The organism is Komarekiella delphini-convector SJRDD-AB1, from assembly GCF_014831675.1.
Lineage (GTDB): Bacteria > Cyanobacteriota > Cyanobacteriia > Cyanobacteriales > Nostocaceae > Komarekiella.
On record NZ_VJXY01000041.1, the window covers coordinates 1 to 16,144 of the forward strand.

The following is a 16,144-nucleotide window of genomic DNA, read 5'->3' on the forward strand; positions in this document are numbered from 1 at the left end:
GATTAAGCCTCTTTCCTCTGCAATTCCTAATATCCGTGCTTGTAAATTTTCCAAAGTTCCGTCTGTTTCCCAACGTTGTAACCATCTGTGCGCTGCACTTTTTGATGCCCAGATTTCTCCGGTGGGAACATCACACCAACGGCATCCTGTTATTAATATATACAGTAATGTGTTAAGTACATGACGAAACGGCGCATGGGGCATTCCCCGCCCTTTCTTTTCTGGCTCCTTGGGAAATATATCTTCAAACAACTTCCATTCCAGATCGCTTAACCCTTCAAATCGCCCAGCCATACCTTGATACAACTTACCGTCATCAACAGCAGATTATCATATTGCTGGTATTAGTGGGATAGGTTCTTTGACTGCTAAAAACAGTATTGTTGCAATTCCTAGTTCTGGTAGATGTGCTTTATCGAAATAGCCATCTAAACGCAGAAGCAGAGCTAACAAGGGAGTGATTGAAAAAACAATGATATCGAAAATTAACAAGTGCGTATTTCTCAGCTTCAGCAAATTGTTTAATGAACTGTTAATTAACTTTTGGAAGATTCTGAATAATAAATTCATGCTTGCAAAAACCTCCAGAGCAATTTACAAAACCATCTTCTTTGTGTATAAATATCCAATTCAGAAGATGTTCAATATCATCAATTAACCGAAATAATGATGTTGGGATGCCTGGATTCACTCATTAAATATTCACTTTCTAGGAGATTTATGTAAATATTTTGTTTAAACAACCCTAGCAACCACTGAAAATTACATACATACAACAGTTGCTTAGTCTATAAATAGGCATAGTTGATAATCGAGAATCAAAAATTACCTATGCCTAAACGTATTTGGCACTCAGCCAATAATTTGGTTCAACCTGTACGCAACCGCTATGTAAAAGAAATATCAGTTTGTCGTTGCATGTGTCACGCCAAATTGGCATTATTTTTCTCTGAGCTGAGAAATATTTACGTAGTAACAATTTTCATCAAGTTATCTTTATTCTTACTGATCTGAGCAAAAGCTAGCCAGTAGCTCATAAATAGGTAAGCAAGGTGTGGAAAAACAACAGTAAGTTTAAAGGATTTAACAATTAAGTGGAGAACCCGCAACAGTAGACCTGACTTGGAAAGAAACTAATAAGAAGATCCAAATCTCCCGGAAAAGCCTAGGCGGCTTTGTTTCTTTAGCCGCGATTCCAGCCACCAGGCATAATTTACAAACCACCGTCTTGGAAGCAACAAGCGATCGCTAATTCTGCATGTTGTAGTAACGTATTTTTATCCAAAGCATGGACTATATATTGCGGAGTTACCGCCAGTAGTTTCTCAATTCTGCTTTTGGCGGCTTCCACTACTGATTCATCAAGGCTACCGTTATTGAGAGAATCGGCAAAATCTTCAGCTATTTTATAAGTACGTTCAATAGATGATGAATTTATATTACGGGAAACAATAAACAAATCGCAGCCAGCACCAAATGCTTGCGCTACAGTACCACTCTTAGCAAACATATCTGAAACAGCTTTCATATCCAAGTCATCAGATACAACAACTCCCTCAAAGCCAAGTTCCTCCCGGAGTATGCTCTTGAGGATAGCTTGTGAGAGTGTTGCTGGCACATCAGGATCTATCTTAGGGAATAAAATATGAGCTGTCATAATCAAAGGAACTCGCGCTTCGATGAGTGCTTTAAAGGGTATAAGTTCTCTAATTCGTAGGTCTTCTCTAGTTAAATTAAGTATCGGTAGCTCAATGTGGGAGTCTTTACTAGTGTCTCCATGTCCAGGGAAGTGCTTGGCACATCCCAAAATTCCTGACTCCTGAAGTCCGAGGAAGTAGTCACAAGCACCTTGAGCAGCAGTTTCAGGAGTATTACCAAAAGCGCGAGGGCCAATGACAGGATTTTGGGGATGAGAAAAAATATCTGCTACAGGGGCCCAGGATAAATTTATTCCTAGTGATTTAAGTTCAAACGCTGTTGCTTTTGCTACTTTATGTGATTGCGAGCGCAACAGTAAAGCATGAGGAAATCGTGTAATTGGTAATGGTGTGCGAACAACACGACCTCCTTCATGATCAAGGGTCATAAATATTGAGTCACGTTCAGTATATTGTCTTATCTGGTCGTTCAGATCTTTGAAGCTTTCTAGCCAAACCTCGTAGGGGGTAGCATCTAAAAAGTTCTTACCAAAAAAAATTATCCCAACTGGTTTCAATTCACTGAGTGCGCGTTTATCTTCATCACTTAACGTAGTACCGGAAATACCAAGAATCAGGTGATGTCCAAAGCGCTGGAGCGTCTGCAATACTGCCATAATCCTTTACCTGTTGTGTAACAAACAACTGGGATTTTTAACTTAGAGGAGCTTAGCCCTTATCCTACACCCTTATGGGAAATGGGGAATGGGGACAAAAATAATACCATAAACAAAGTCAAGCTACTCAACTTTTCCACTACGATATGGATGATTATCGCTTTCTAAAATTTTTCTTTTATTTGACTAATGTAGATGAATATAGTAGCCCCATGTATGTATTCGTGGCAGTCAAAAAATGTATAGAAATGAGAAAATATCTTTTCTCCATTCAATATTGCATTACTCGCAGTTAAGCAATGATGAAAATAAGAAGTGTATTAAAAAGATAAACTAGAAAAATTTGCCTTAAAGCCACCTAAAAATATGCATACATCTTATAATTCACGACAGTTATAATACTTAAAACAAAATATACTTTGTCTTATATTTTACATTGTTGATGGATTTGAAAAAGCAAAATATACCAGAAATCAACTAGCAGTTTTTCTCAATACCGGAGAAATTTTTTCAGGGCAAATCCAGTGTATTGCCAAAATCAACTATCTCAAGACAGCATTTGTAACTTACCTGAAGGCGAAATCCAGCAGTTAGGGAATTACTTTTATAAAAAGACGCCTTTTTAGGCCATTGACAGTTGATGGTTAACAGTCAACTGTCAACTGTCTTTCGTGAAATCCCATCCCCTTTTAGAGGTGGGATGAGCTTATTTCTTTGCATCTGCTATACGTAAATCTGTATGAGAAGAAGCAAGCTGCAAACCTATTGCCAACAATGGTATTGGCAATTTGCCTTGGCAGGTGTATTTAGGTAAGATTCCCTTTTACAAAAGTTTTTTGGGGAATAAATCGCACAAAACCTGCTAGATGTAACGGATTGCAACGTATAATGAGAACGGCAAAACGATGTAGAAATTAGGTTTAAATGCGAGTAGCGATCGCGGGAGCGGGACTAGCAGGACTTTCCTGCGCGAAATATCTCACGGACGCAGGTCACACCCCCATTGTCTTGGAAAGCCGAGACGTATTGGGTGGTCTTGTTGCTGCGTGGAAAGACTCTGACGGCGACTGGTACGAAACTGGGTTACACGCCTTCTTCGGGGCATATCCCAATATGCTCCAATTACTCAAGGAGTTGAATATTGAAGATCGACTCCAGTGGAAAGAGCATACGCTGATTTTCAATCAACCGGAGAAGCCAGGAACACTCTCACGTTTTGATGTTCCAGATATTCCATCTCCTTTCAACGTGATTGCATCGATTCTTCGCAACAAAGACATGTTGACTTGGGAGCAGAAGATTCGGTTTGCCATTGGCCTACTTCCAGCAGTGGTTCGAGGTCAGCAGTATGTCGAGGATATGGACAAGTACAGCTTCTTGGAATGGTTGGAAAGGCAAGGTGTTGGCGAACGGGTAACTAGTGACGTTTTTATCGCAGCATGTAAGGCGCTTACCTTTATCAATCCTGATGAAGTTTCTGCAACGATTCTATTAACTGCACTAAATCGCTTTTTGCAAGAACGATATGGTTCCAAAATTGCATTTTTGGATGGTTCCCCTACAGAACGACTATGCAGCCCTATTGTGGATTACATTACAGAACGTGGTGGCGAAGTTCGCCTGAATGCGCCTCTCAAAGAAATCGTGCTGAATGACGATGGGAAAGTGAAGCACTTTGTAATCCGGGGGGTAAACGACGCCCAAGACTACATTGAAACTGCCGACTTGTACGTTTCAGCAATGTCAGTAGATGTCCTGAAAGCGTTGTTACCAAAGCCTTGGAAACAAATGGAATATTTCCAAAAGTTAGATGGCTTAGAAGGTGTGCCAGTGATCAACTTACATCTGTGGTTTGACCGTAAACTTACAGAGATTGACCAATTGCTGTTTTCGCGATCGCCCCTCCTCAGCGTTTATGCTGATATGAGCAATACTTGCCGCGAGTATGCTAACCCCCATCGCTCAATGTTGGAACTAGTTCTAGCTCCAGCCAAAGATTGGATTAGCAAATCTGATGAAGAAATTATTGCCGCAACAATTGCTGAACTGGAAAAACTTTTCCCAGACCACTTTGGGGGAGATAATCCAGCAAAATTGCTGAAATATCATGTGGTGAAGACACCGCGTTCAGTTTACAAAGCTACTCCTGGTCGTCAACAATACCGTCCTGCACAAATTACGCCCATTGCCAACTTCTTTCTGGCAGGGAGTTACACCATGCAACGCTACTTAGGAAGTATGGAAGGTGCCGTACTTTCTGGTAAGCTGACAGCGCAGGCGATCGCTGAAGCTGAAGCCAACCCAGCGGCAAATTCTTCCAGCCTGCAAACGCTAACCCGACCGCCTGCAACGAATGCTGCAACTGCCTGATTCCAAAGCGCGCATGAAAACGCTGGTCTCTGTAGACGAGTCCTACAAACTTTGTCGTCACCTCATAGCCAAGTATTCGACGACTTTTTACCTCAGTACTTTGCTCCTGAGCGAAGAAAAGCGTCCCGCTATTTGGGCAATTTACGCTTGGTGTCGCCGTTTAGATGAACTGGTTGATGGCCCTGCATCTGCTATTACTACACCAGAAACCCTAGACTTATGGGAGCAGCAGCTAGAATCAATTTTTGCTGGATGCCCATTGGATAATTTTGACGTAGCTTTGGTCGATACCACCCAACGCTTTCCGATGGACATCCAGCCCTTTCGGGATATGATTGCTGGTCAGCGAATGGACTTATATCGCAGTCGATATGAGACGTTTGAGGAGTTATACCTTTACTGTTACCGTGTCGCTGGCACTGTAGGCTTGATGTCAACAGCAGTCATGGGGTTGGATAACAGCAAAAATTCAGTTCCGTGGAACTCTCAACAACAGTCATATATTCCCACTGAAGAAGAAATTGCCTTGGGAATTGCCAAGCAACTAACCAACATCCTCAGAGATGTAGGAGAAGATGCGCGGCGTGGACGAATTTATATTCCTCTAGAAGATTTGGCACGATTCAATTACACCGAACAAGATTTATTCAAAGGTGTAGTTGATGAGCGCTGGCGCTCCCTAATGCGCTTTCAAATCACACGGGCACGACAGTTTTATACTAAAGCAGAAAAGGGTATTACTTATCTTTCTGCTGATGCCCGTTGGCCAGTGTGGGCTGCTCTAATGCATTACAGTGGAATTTTAAACGTAATTGAATGCAACGATTACAATGTTTTTACTCGACGTGCTTATGTACCCCAGTGGCAAAAGTTACGTTCTTTGCCCGTAGCTTGGCTGCGATCGCAAGTGCTTTAGAAAATTAGTCATTTGTCCTATGTAGGTCAGCCAGAGTCCAATCCTATTTGCATAGCGTATGTACCAGGAGGCGCATCTTCTGCCATTAGGAACTAGCATTAGCAACGCTCTTGAGTGTCACCCACTACTAATGACATGCAGATGACAAATGACTATTGACTCAATACTAGAAATCTGATAACATTATTATTCGTGACCGTGGAGAGGTGGCTGAGTGGTCGAAAGCGGCAGATTGCTAATCTGTTGTACGGCAGGCAACTCCGTACCGAGGGTTCGAATCCCTCCCTCTCCGTTTTCCAAGCTCAATACACGCATAAAATCACAAATTAAAAACCATGCCCTTAAGGGTGTGGTTTTTGGGTATAAAGAATAGGGAAGATTTACCAATGCCCAATGCCCCAAGCGGTGGGGCGCGTCGCTTTCAATAAATCCTAATCTAGGGGTAAATATATCTACTCCCTGAAGGGGATGATATTATTTATCCTTTGGAGTCTGTTAAGATCAAGCTAACCTAAAAATCTAGATTGAGTCTTACTTTCAGGCTCCTGACTATTCAGAGGAGTGAAAGTAATTTATGCAAAGAATTAGTACTGCTTTAGCCTTAAGCTTAACTACCATCGCAACTGGGTTTTTCCTGGGAGCTTGTGATAATCCTAGTACCACCAATAACACAGCCAACAATGGGGGTAATGCCACCCCAGCGGCAAACTCAACCACCACAAGCAGTGGTGCTCAAGGACTCAAAATTGGTTCCCTACTCCCAACAACGGGTGATTTAGCATCAATCGGACAGCAGATGGCACTTTCTGTTCCCTTGTTAGTTGAAACCGTTAACGCTTGCGGTGGTGTGAATGGCCAACCTGTTAGCCTGGTTGCTGTAGACGACCAAACAGACCCTAAAGCTGGTGCTGCTGGCATGACTAAACTGTCAACTGTAGATAAGGTTGGGGGTGTCGTTGGCTCCTTTGCTAGTAGTGTTTCTACGGCTGCTGTCTCAATTGCTGCTCAAAATAAAGTCATGTTGATTTCACCTGGTAGCACCAGTCCTGTATTTACCGAAAAGGCGCAAAAAGGTGACTTTAAAGGCTTTTGGGCACGCACGGTTCCCCCCGATAGCTACCAAGGGCCAGCTTTAGCCGAACTCGCCAATAAAAGAGGTTACAAGCGAGTATCGACTGTTGTCATTAACAACGACTATGGCGTGGGATTTGAAAAAGCATTTGTCCAAGCTTTTGAAAAATTGGGGGGAACCATAGTTAATAAAAATAATCCTGTCCGTTACGACCCTAAAGCCACTACTTTTGAAACTGAAGCTACAGCTGCTTTTGCTGGTAAACCAGATGCAGTCCTTGGCGTTTTTTACGTAGAAACAGGTAGCTTACTGTTAAAGTCGGCATATCAGCAAGGTTTGAGTAAAGGGGTGCAAGTCATGCTGACAGACGGCATGAAGTCAGACGAATTTCCTGGTCAAGTTGGCAAAGGCAGTGACGGTAAATATATTGCTACTGGAGTAATCGGTACAGTACCCGGTTCTGATGGTAAAGCATTAGAAGCTTTTAGAAAACTCTGGCAATCTAAGAGGGGTGGTTCACCAGGGGAATTTGCTCCCCAAGCCTGGGATGCCTCGGCTTTATTGGTACTGGCAGCCCAATCAGCTAAGCAGAATACAGGTGTTGGCATCTCTAACAAAATACGTGAAGTTGCCAACGCCCCTGGTACAGAAGTTACTGATGTCTGCGAGGGACTGAAGTTGCTTAAAGAAGGTCAAGATATTAATTACCAGGGAGCCAGCGGTAATGTAGATGTTGATGCTAACGGAGATGTCATCGGTGTTTACGATGTCTGGACAGTAGGAGATGATGGCAAAATCAAGGCAATTGACAAAGTTACTCCCAAGTAATAGTCAAAAAAGTCACAAATAAATAGTAAAAAGGCAAAAGAATTGTTCTCTTTTGCCTTTTTCTTTTAATTTTGATGTTCATAGGTGTTTGTAGTAAGGACTTTATACCGATTCAATTAATGATTGCAACAAATTCTTTGGTAGAGACGTTGCATTGCAACGTCTCTACATGGTCTATCTGTCACATTCTTTTTTTAAATTGGTATTAGTCCTTGATTTTTTAAGCACTAAAGTGCTTACTACGAACCTCTTAAAACTTTTGCAACAGACCACTAATTCACTTAGAAGCCAGTAAAGTTGTAACCAACTCCTAATAACAAACCGATATCAGTTTCATCGAAAAATCCGGCATTTATAGCAGCCGTTGCCGTAAATTGAGGGTTTAGCGGCACGTCAATACCACCGGTTACTAAAACGGCAACTTCCGAGTTATCACCAGTTTGCAGGGCTGCACCTACTCCTACATAGGGCGCAATAGCTAACGGTTCGCTAAATGGATCTGCTTGCTGCAAGGTAAAGTCGTAGGTGACGGGAATTAGAACTGTAGTATTGTCTCCAAACACTGCCGATGGTCGTACCGATATGGCATTTGCCAGACCGACTTTGCTGATGACCGCGAAGTTGCCATCGCCTAAAGATGATGTACCACCACTAATACCAATGTTACCAGCAACACCTATATAGCTTCTACCACCACGGGTAGGTCTGCCTATATCAATATCTGATTGCGCTAATCTAGAATCAGATGATTGAGAACTAGGCTCAGATATAGGTTCTACATATTCAGAAGTCAGCGCTACAGATGTAGCTGTTACTGTCCCTGGAACGGGTGTAAGTATTCTACTAGCGGTTTCCTGTGTGGCAGCGTTGGGAAATTGCTGCACTTCGGTAAAATTAGTTACTGAGGGTTTTTCGGTTGTCTCTGTAGAGAGGTTTTGGCTGTTAGTCTCTAGTTCAGCATCTAACTGGTTGCGAGACATTGCAGCGGAAGGCTCGGTTAAGGACTGATTGCTCACTATGTCCACTGTTTGAGCAACTGCTGGTAAGCCATTACCTAAGACTGCGATCGCAGCTAAACTTGGCAACCAAAAAACACCTTTGCGAAGAATAGTATTCACATTCACTCCTAAAAGAATATTGCCACAATAAATAAAGGATTTTGTTGATTTTATTCAACAAATCTGGGCAATATTCAAAATTTAACACCAAAAAATATATTTTTACATGCCGACTTTAACTTAATATATTTAAGATTTGCCAGCAAAAAATTAAATATTATATCCTGCATTTGATAGATGACAAAGATATTTTGATTTTGTATACTCCTTTATTTTTTATACTGGAGCCCAATGCTTTTATTAAGAAGGTAATTAGGAGATTCCATAATCATTTACTATCGTAGCTGCACATATTTTGTGAGAAGTCGCGGTGTTCAGATCCCCGATTTCTTTGAGAAGTCGGGGATCTTGGTTCTCGTTTGTTTTTAATACCTGATTAGCGATTGGGAAGAAAGAGTAAAGGGGAACAAAAATAATTATGTTGTTACTTTCTTGACTCCCCTACTTCTTCACTCTCTCAACGCAAAGAAAATTATAAAGTAGTTATTGCTTCGGCAACTAGCTGAGAAACCAAGGGCAAAATAGCGCGGCTCTTAGCGTGTGCTTTGCCTTCAGTAAATACCACTAACAAGTAAGGGCGTTGATCTAGTAACTCAATATACGCTGCATCATGGCGAACTTGACTTGTCCAACCTGCCTTTGACCAAATTTGGGCAGTTTGGGGAAGACCACCACCCAAAAAGCCTGTCACCTGATCTTCCTCTACGTCAGTGGGCAAATCATCAGCTTTGAGACTACGTTTGAGCAAAGCCATCATCGCTTGCGATCGCCCGCTGGATACCGCCACCCCACCAACAATACTATGTAGCAACCTGGCGATCGCATTTGTTGTCACCATATTGCGATTTTCCAGCATCTCCCCATAAAATGCTCTCTCACGACCATAAGGCCCATCACACCAAGTTTTTTGGCAGACGTTAATTGTCTGCATTTCTTCCCATCCCAAAGACTGGTAATAGCGGTTAACAATATTACGTTGGTATTTCCAAGTTTCAAATGGGCCTGTTGGTAATTCAGGCCCAGAAGTGGTACCACTTAAAATATCTATAACCAAGCTGGTAGCATCATTGCTAGAGTCTACAATCATATCTTGCATGGCTCGCTCTAACTCCTTAGAAGTTTGCTGGATCATGCCTTTCTCTAGCCATTCATTTACTGCCACTAGGTAAAGCAGCTTAACTACGCTCGCAGGATAAATCCGCTCAACACCACGATAAGTGAAACCACGGACTGAGTGGTTCCAAAAAGCGTTAGGAGTTAGAGCACCACCAGTATTCACTGATACTGGTGGATCGTAAACAATCCAAGTCAGAGCAATTTGATTACGGGCTAACGTCGGAAAAGCTGCCCAAGTTGCCTCTAAAATGCCATTACCAAGATTTTCGAGTTGTCCGTCTTTACTAAAAAAAATCATTCTCGAATGATGTCCTTTAATCTAAAATCCAAAATCCCAAATCCAAAATCAGGAGAGTATCAGTGTCTTGCTGACCTGAACTTATATGATTCTCCTGAATGTACGCGCTTGGCGACTCAAGCCACATCTGGGCGACATTTACGGGTAACATCAAATCAACAGGATTCAGCAGTTGAGGTGAATTTAAGTGAGGATGACTATCCGGGATGGGTATCCTTTTCAGATTTGGGTTTATTACAACCTGCTACTGTACCTTATAGGGCTGCAACATTTTCGGAATCTGAGATTAAAAAACTGCTAACAGAGGTCATCGATTTTACTCAAAAAGCGATGCAACAATCAAATTATTATCTTTGGGGTGGTACAGTCGGGCCAAATTACGACTGTTCTGGATTAATGCAAGCGGCGTTTGCTTCAGTAGGTATTTGGTTGCCTAGAGATGCCTATCAACAAGAAAATTTTACCCAGGTAGTTACTGTTGCCCAATTAGAGCCGGGTGATCTAGTTTTTTTTGGAACTCCCCAAAAAGCGACTCATGTAGGGCTTTATTTGGCGGATGGATACTATATCCATAGTTCTGGCAAAGATCAGGGAAGAAATGGGATTGGGATTGATATTCTTTCGGAAAACGGAGACATGGTGAGTCAGTCATATTATCGTCAGCTGCGAGGTGCTGGCAGAGTGATTAAAAGTTACAAACCACAAAAACGTTAAGGAAGCTGAGAATATGAGGAGTGGATTGATTTCTGGAGAGATTAATCAGGAAAATCAAGCAATTCCAACAATTGCTCCAGATGTGTCGGTGGTAGTGCCGATTCATGACGAAGTGGAAAGTTTGCCGCTTTTATTAGAGGCGATCGCATCTACCTTATCTGCTAGTCAGTTAAGTTATGAAATCATTTGTGTGGACGATGGTTCTACAGATGGCTCAGGGGAATTTCTCAAAAAGGAAGCGCAAACACGCAATAATTTAAAAGCAGTGATTTTACGTCGCAACTACGGTCAAACTGCGGCTATGTCAGCGGGGTTTAACTATGCAATAGGCAAAGCGATCATCACTTTGGATGCTGACCTCCAGAATGACCCTGCTGATATCCCCATGCTAGTGGCAAAGCTAGACGAGGGTTACGATTTGGTGAGTGGTTGGCGACAAAAAAGACAAGATGGTGCCGTGAATCGGTTACTTCCTTCCAAAATTGCCAACTGGTTAATTCGGCGTACCACTAGCGTCAATATTCATGACTATGGCTGTTCGTTGAAAGCCTATCGTGCGGAGCTAGTGGCAGATATGCACCTCTACGGGGAATTGCACAGATTTTTACCTGCTTTAGCATACATTGAAGGGGCAAGAATTACAGAAATGCCCGTGCGTCACCACGCTCGTCGCTTTGGTCGCAGTAAGTATGGACTGTCGCGGACGTTCCGGGTGTTAATGGATTTGTTAACCATTTTGTTTATGAAAAAGTTCCTTACACGCCCAATGCACGTTTTTGGGCTGTTGGGATTGATTTCGATGGTTTCAGGAGGGCTAATCGGAATTTACTTGACTTTCATCAAATTGGCTTTAGGCCAAATGATTGGCAATCGCCCTTTGCTGATTTTGGCAGTTCTCCTGCTAGTGACTGGAGTGCAGTTATTTTGCTTCGGTCTTTTGGCAGAATTGCTTATGCGTACTTATCATGAATCCCAAGGACGCCCCATCTATCGTGTGCGGGAGGTGGTAGCAAAAAATGTTAACTAAAGTAACAATAGTAGTCAATAGTCATTTGTCCTCTCTTACAAAGTTGAGCCAGTTGCTTGGGCGGGTTAAGAGACTTGTGCATTAGCGTAGCGGTAGCGACGCAGGAGCGTCACTGGCGTCTGTTCGCCGGAAGCCGGCGCTCAGACTTTACGCTTGGTCATTAGTAAATATTGGTTGACTCCAGACAAATAACAAGGGACAAATGACAAATCACAAATAACAATAAACTCAATTAAATTGCATCTACCTTGAAAGCATTTAATACCTTTGACGCCGAATTGCGGCGCAACCTGCTGATTTTATTTACAGCAGGTTTATTATTCTGGTCTAGCTTGGCTTCGCTTTTACCAACTCTACCGCTCTACATTCAAGATGTAGGCGCAAGTAAGCAGCAAATTGGCATTGTCATGGGCAGTTTTGCCATTGGTTTATTGCTATTTCGCTCAATGCTAGGAAGATTAGCGGATGAACGCAGTCGAAAAATTGTCTTGTTGATTGGCACGATAGTAGTTGCGATCGCCCCTTTTGGTTACTTGGCATTCAAATCGATTCCATTATTGATACTGGTGCGGATTTTTCATGGTATTAGCCTCGCAGCGTTTACCACTGGATATAGTGCCTTAGTGGCAGATTTAGCACCTATTGAGAATCGGGGTGAAATTATTAGTTATATGAGTTTGACATCTCCCATTGGTTTAGCAATTGGGCCTGCTTTGGGAGGGTATTTAGAGGCTACATCTGGTTATGCAGCTTTATTTCTAGTTTCCGCTGAATTGGGTTTTGCTGCTTTTTTGTGTACTTTACAAATTCCCAATCCACCAGTAAACAAACAAGGGCAAGTTGAGAGCAATAACAGCAAATTTTGGCAAATTTTGGGCAGTCCACGAGTGAGAGTTCCAGCTGTGGTAATGTTGCTGGTTGGTTTAGTAATTGGTGCTGTGCATACCTTTGTGTCATTATTTATCAAATCAACTGGGGTAGATTTGAATGCTGGATTGTTTTTTACAGCTGCGGCGCTTTCTAGTTTTATTCTCAGGCTGTTTGCCGGTCGGGCAAGCGATCGCTTAGGACGTGGTTTATTTATTACTTTTGGTATATTCTGTTATGGCTTATCATCACTAATGCTATGGCAAGCCAACAGTGCGATCGCGTTCTTATTAGCTGCGATCATTGAGGGCTGTGGTGGTGGAACGATGTTCTCTATGATTACCACAATGATGGCAGACCGCTCATTACCACAAGAACGGGGACGAATTTTTGCTATATGTATAGCCGGATTTGATCTTGGCATTGCGATCGCAGCGCCTCTTCTAGGTTCTATCGCTGAGCAAGTTGGCTATCGCAATATGTTTGGCTACTGTGCAGTTTTAACTTTTCTGGCACTTCTCATCTTCCTTACCCAGTCCAGCAAAGACTTACGAAACTCCTTGCGCTTTGCTCTAGGTCGTGCTCCAGATGCTTATGCCCTGAAAAAAATTTAGATTGTAGAAACGCGCTTAAACGGATCTCTACAATCTTTATAATAAACGGGCGAGGAGGGATTCGAACCCCCGACACCGTGGTCCGTAGCCACGTGCTCTAGTCCACTGAGCTACACGCCCTTACCAAGAGATCATACTAACATGTCTTAACCAAATGACGCAAGAAAATTTTCTATTGAATTCTGCTGGCTTAACCCATCTGGATCGCCAGGGACAAGCACAGATGGTTGATGTGTCTGCCAAAGTACCCACTATCCGGCAAGCAGTAGCAGTAGCCAAAGTGCGGATGCTGCCAGCAACCTTCGCCGCAATTCAAGCCGGAAATGCCCCCAAAGGAGACGTGTTAGGAACTGCAAGGATAGCTGGGATTATGGCGGCTAAACAGACAGCTACTTTGATTCCTCTGTGTCATCCATTGCCTTTGCAAAAAATTGCAGTTGATGTTAAACCTGATCCGCAACTACCTGGTTATCAAATTTACGCTACAGTCAAAACTAAAGCTGAAACTGGTGTGGAGATGGAAGCTTTAACCGCTGTTTCTATTGCAGCTCTGACTCTATACGATATGGCAAAAGCTTTAGAAAAGTCGATTCAAATTGAATCAATTCACTTGGTTAGTAAGAGTGGCGGGAAATCAGGGGATTATTCCCCGCCAGAACAATAACTTAGTCGATCTCACCTATCGCTTTATTAAGATCAGTTGGGCTTTCGTACTCTTCTTCTTCTGGCAATTGCTCTAACAGGGAGAGAATTGCCTGATCAGCGCCTTGCTTTTTAGCGTGTTTAATCAATGTTTGCTTATTAGCTGGATAGTCAACACCTTTCAAGTGTTTTTGTATTGCAACTGGGTTTGCTTTAGCCATCTTCATCTACCTATAAAGGTCATTTCCATATTCACTAGCAGATGTATTTGCTCCCTCTATCAAAAAGATGAATCATTTTTAACTAATAAAGAATCAAAGGTCATCCACTCGATTGATGAACAGATTGTTTGCCTTTGATAGTTGTTCTGTTGGCGAGAGTAACCTAGACGATTGATAGTTTAAATAACAAAATAAGGCATTAATTGATTAAATAATTTTCTATCAACCGAGAGTCATAATGATAGATAATCTTTCATTTAAATGAGTTAACTGTATTTGAGCTATGAATCAAAAAAGGTATATAACTATCGTTAACCTCTTTTGTTTATGACATCGGCTTTTTTCCATAAAATAACGCGCGTCTCAAATGAAAGGCGTTTGTTAGAGGCGCACGTTAAAATAGCTGGGTTAAATTCCCTTATGGGAGATTGTCGGGGTCAATGCCAATACCACGTAAGTATGCTGCTAACTGGTCTGCGCGTTGGCGTTCTTGTGCTAGCAATAACTCAGCCTGTTCTGCCCGTTGATTGAGTTCTAACGAGTTCAAAAATCTCTGTCCATCTGGACGGTAAATTACTAACTCTCCCTGTCCAGCTTCAAATCTAATTCCCAGGCGTGGGCTTACCCAACTATCCATTTGCCATAGCTTACTCAAATGGTTGTTTTGCCGCAACCAGCCATCTAGTTGAAAACTTTCAGGGTCGTACAAATAGTATTCTTCAACACCGTAGGTATCGTAAAACTCTAGCTTGCGATCCATTTCCTTGGCATTGTTACTAGGAGAGAGAATTTCAAAGACTACTTGCAGTGGGGTATTGTCTTCTTGCCACTGACGATAGGAACGCCGTTTGCCCTTTGGTCTATCAAAGGCAACCATCACGTCAGGTGCAGTCGGTGTAATCAATTGAGAACGGACGGGATACCAAAGCAAATCTCCTGCAATCAAAACATTTTCATTGTTTGCAAACAGAATTTCTAAATTCTCCTTAATTAGGACAATCCAACGATACTGCTCCGTGTTATCTGCTATTGGTTTGCCGTCACTGTCGGGATAAAGGAGGTCGGGGTCTGTTTGCTCAAAAATAGTCATAAGATTTAACCCAACTGCTCTTTACTTTCAATTTGATTATGACTGGTTGTAAAAGTCTAATAGCAACCGCACCCCCAAAAACCTTAGAATGATTAAGGTGTATTCAAATTTGTAACAAATATTTATGCCTCCTCGTTGGCCTCGCAAACCTGATCGCAATGACCCAGAGTTCCGCAAATTAGATGACCGGATGAATTTTGCCATACATGTGGCGATTGCTGCTGCTATTAATTCCGGGTTATGGTTTGTCCATAACTTGAAAGCAACTACCTGGGAGTGGTTGCCCTGGTTAACAGCCAGCTGGACAGTAGTATTATTGGTGCATCTCATTTATATTGCTGCGATCGCCAACTACACCGAAACACCATCCAAATCCGCCTGAAGACGGATTACTAATGCTAGGGCGATTGTAACCTGTGGCAGTAGAATCAGCCTGGTTTATTGAGCGATAATGTGAAAAAGCCTGAGAGTTAACACTCTTTCTTAATTTAGGGTTATTTTTATGGCTAAGACTAACACTACAGAAATGCTAGAAGCCCTAGCATCTGAAATTGGCGAAAATGTCTATATAGATATTGCCAAATGGCATCTTTATTTATCTGATGCCAAACTGCATACAGTAGTTGCCGAACAACTGTATCCTTTAATCAGTTCCAATACTATAAATGAAGACCGAGTTGTAAAAGTCTTGGAATCTATTCCAGTAAAAATTGGTGGTGGAAGACGTGAACTTCCTCTAATCGATTTATTACCACTACAATGTCAAGTCACCCTAGTAGATATTTTAGAGAAATATCAACGCGAAATCTAATCAATTAATCGAGGGTATATCTTAGTTAAACAGTTTACTAAGTAAACACATCTTAATTCAATTTAGATTTGAGATTTGGAGTTATAAATCTGTTTAACTAGAATTAAAAATTCTGTAACCCGCTTT

General features: G+C 42.0%; 15 protein-coding genes and 2 tRNA genes. 10 read left to right on the forward strand and 7 right to left on the reverse strand.

All coding sequences use genetic code 11. From position 1 onward, the window contains the following. Both FNW02_RS27225 and nagZ read right to left on the reverse strand, forming a co-directional pair. Nucleotides 1-294, reverse strand: a 294-nt coding sequence (locus tag FNW02_RS27225; protein ID WP_191760607.1) for a transposase, incomplete at its 3' end; no start/stop codon positions are given. 919 nt (nt 295-1,213) lie between these two features. Further along, nucleotides 1,214-2,314, reverse strand: a complete 1,101-nt coding sequence (nagZ, locus tag FNW02_RS27235) for a beta-N-acetylhexosaminidase (RefSeq protein ID WP_191760609.1) — start codon at nt 2,312-2,314, stop codon at nt 1,214-1,216. A 924-nt stretch (nt 2,315-3,238) separates the two neighbouring features. On the opposite strand from nagZ, the gene pds reads away from it, so the two are divergent. The 4 genes from pds (at nt 3,239) to FNW02_RS27255 (ending at nt 7,500) form a co-directional block, all read left to right on the forward strand. After that, on the forward strand, nt 3,239-4,684 hold the full coding sequence (pds, locus tag FNW02_RS27240; RefSeq protein WP_191760610.1) for a 15-cis-phytoene desaturase: 1,446 nt from the start codon (nt 3,239-3,241) through the stop codon (nt 4,682-4,684). Next, complete coding sequence (crtB, locus tag FNW02_RS27245; RefSeq protein ID WP_191760611.1) at nt 4,668-5,600, forward strand: 15-cis-phytoene synthase CrtB; 933 nt, start codon at nt 4,668-4,670, stop codon at nt 5,598-5,600. Before pds ends, crtB begins: the two co-directional genes overlap by 17 nt. A 200-nt stretch (nt 5,601-5,800) precedes the next feature. Next, a tRNA-Ser gene (locus FNW02_RS27250) sits at nt 5,801-5,892 on the forward strand. A gap of 282 nt (nt 5,893-6,174) precedes the next feature. Beyond that, nucleotides 6,175-7,500 carry an ABC transporter substrate-binding protein gene (locus FNW02_RS27255; protein WP_191760612.1) on the forward strand — a complete coding sequence of 442 codons (1,326 nt, stop codon included), beginning with the start codon at nt 6,175-6,177 and terminating at the stop codon, nt 7,498-7,500. Between the two features lie 281 nt (nt 7,501-7,781). Here the strand turns inward: FNW02_RS27255 and FNW02_RS27260 are convergent, their stop codons facing one another. Together FNW02_RS27260 and FNW02_RS27265 are read right to left on the reverse strand one after the other, a co-directional pair. Next, the gene (locus FNW02_RS27260) at nt 7,782-8,618 is read right to left on the reverse strand and encodes a hypothetical protein (RefSeq protein ID WP_191760613.1); all 837 of its coding nucleotides are present in this window, start codon (nt 8,616-8,618) and stop codon (nt 7,782-7,784) included. A 472-nt stretch (nt 8,619-9,090) separates the two neighbouring features. Continuing rightward, nucleotides 9,091-10,032: a serine hydrolase gene (locus tag FNW02_RS27265; RefSeq protein WP_191760614.1), complete on the reverse strand. Its 942-nt coding sequence runs from the start codon at nt 10,030-10,032 to the stop codon at nt 9,091-9,093. 9 nt (nt 10,033-10,041) lie between these two features. Here FNW02_RS27265 and FNW02_RS27270 point away from each other — a divergent pair, with 9 nt between their 5' ends. The 3 genes from FNW02_RS27270 (at nt 10,042) to FNW02_RS27280 (ending at nt 13,254) form a co-directional block, all read left to right on the forward strand. Beyond that, a complete protein-coding gene (locus FNW02_RS27270; RefSeq protein WP_191760674.1) occupies nt 10,042-10,746 on the forward strand; it encodes a C40 family peptidase in 705 nt (234 codons plus the stop codon). Nucleotides 10,747-10,759: 13 nt separating this feature from the next. Beyond that, a complete protein-coding gene (locus tag FNW02_RS27275; protein ID WP_191760615.1) occupies nt 10,760-11,773 on the forward strand; it encodes a glycosyltransferase family 2 protein in 1,014 nt (337 codons plus the stop codon). Between the two features lie 248 nt (nt 11,774-12,021). Then, complete coding sequence (locus tag FNW02_RS27280; RefSeq protein ID WP_191760616.1) at nt 12,022-13,254, forward strand: MFS transporter; 1,233 nt, start codon at nt 12,022-12,024, stop codon at nt 13,252-13,254. Nucleotides 13,255-13,300: 46 nt separating this feature from the next. On the opposite strand, the gene FNW02_RS27285 is transcribed toward FNW02_RS27280, so the two are convergent. Then, nucleotides 13,301-13,374 (reverse strand) — tRNA-Arg (locus tag FNW02_RS27285). Nucleotides 13,375-13,408: 34 nt separating this feature from the next. Here FNW02_RS27285 and moaC point away from each other — a divergent pair. After that, nucleotides 13,409-13,918 carry a cyclic pyranopterin monophosphate synthase MoaC gene (gene moaC, locus FNW02_RS27290; protein ID WP_191760617.1) on the forward strand — a complete coding sequence of 170 codons (510 nt, stop codon included), beginning with the start codon at nt 13,409-13,411 and terminating at the stop codon, nt 13,916-13,918. Nucleotide 13,919: 1 nt separating this feature from the next. Here the strand turns inward: moaC and FNW02_RS27295 are convergent, their stop codons facing one another. Both FNW02_RS27295 and FNW02_RS27300 read right to left on the reverse strand, forming a co-directional pair. After that, nucleotides 13,920-14,117, reverse strand: a complete 198-nt coding sequence (locus tag FNW02_RS27295) for a DUF2795 domain-containing protein (protein WP_191760618.1) — start codon at nt 14,115-14,117, stop codon at nt 13,920-13,922. Nucleotides 14,118-14,535: 418 nt separating this feature from the next. Next, nucleotides 14,536-15,207, reverse strand: a complete 672-nt coding sequence (locus tag FNW02_RS27300; protein ID WP_191760619.1) for a Uma2 family endonuclease — start codon at nt 15,205-15,207, stop codon at nt 14,536-14,538. 124 nt (nt 15,208-15,331) lie between these two features. On the opposite strand from FNW02_RS27300, the gene FNW02_RS27305 reads away from it, so the two are divergent. Both FNW02_RS27305 and FNW02_RS27310 read left to right on the forward strand, forming a co-directional pair. After that, on the forward strand, nt 15,332-15,589 hold the full coding sequence (locus FNW02_RS27305; protein WP_191760620.1) for a 2TM domain-containing protein: 258 nt from the start codon (nt 15,332-15,334) through the stop codon (nt 15,587-15,589). A gap of 120 nt (nt 15,590-15,709) precedes the next feature. Beyond that, nucleotides 15,710-16,018 (forward strand): DUF3181 family protein, encoded by a 309-nt coding sequence (locus tag FNW02_RS27310; protein ID WP_191760621.1) that lies wholly within the window; start codon nt 15,710-15,712, stop codon nt 16,016-16,018. The last annotated feature ends 126 nt before the right edge of the window (nt 16,019-16,144 follow it).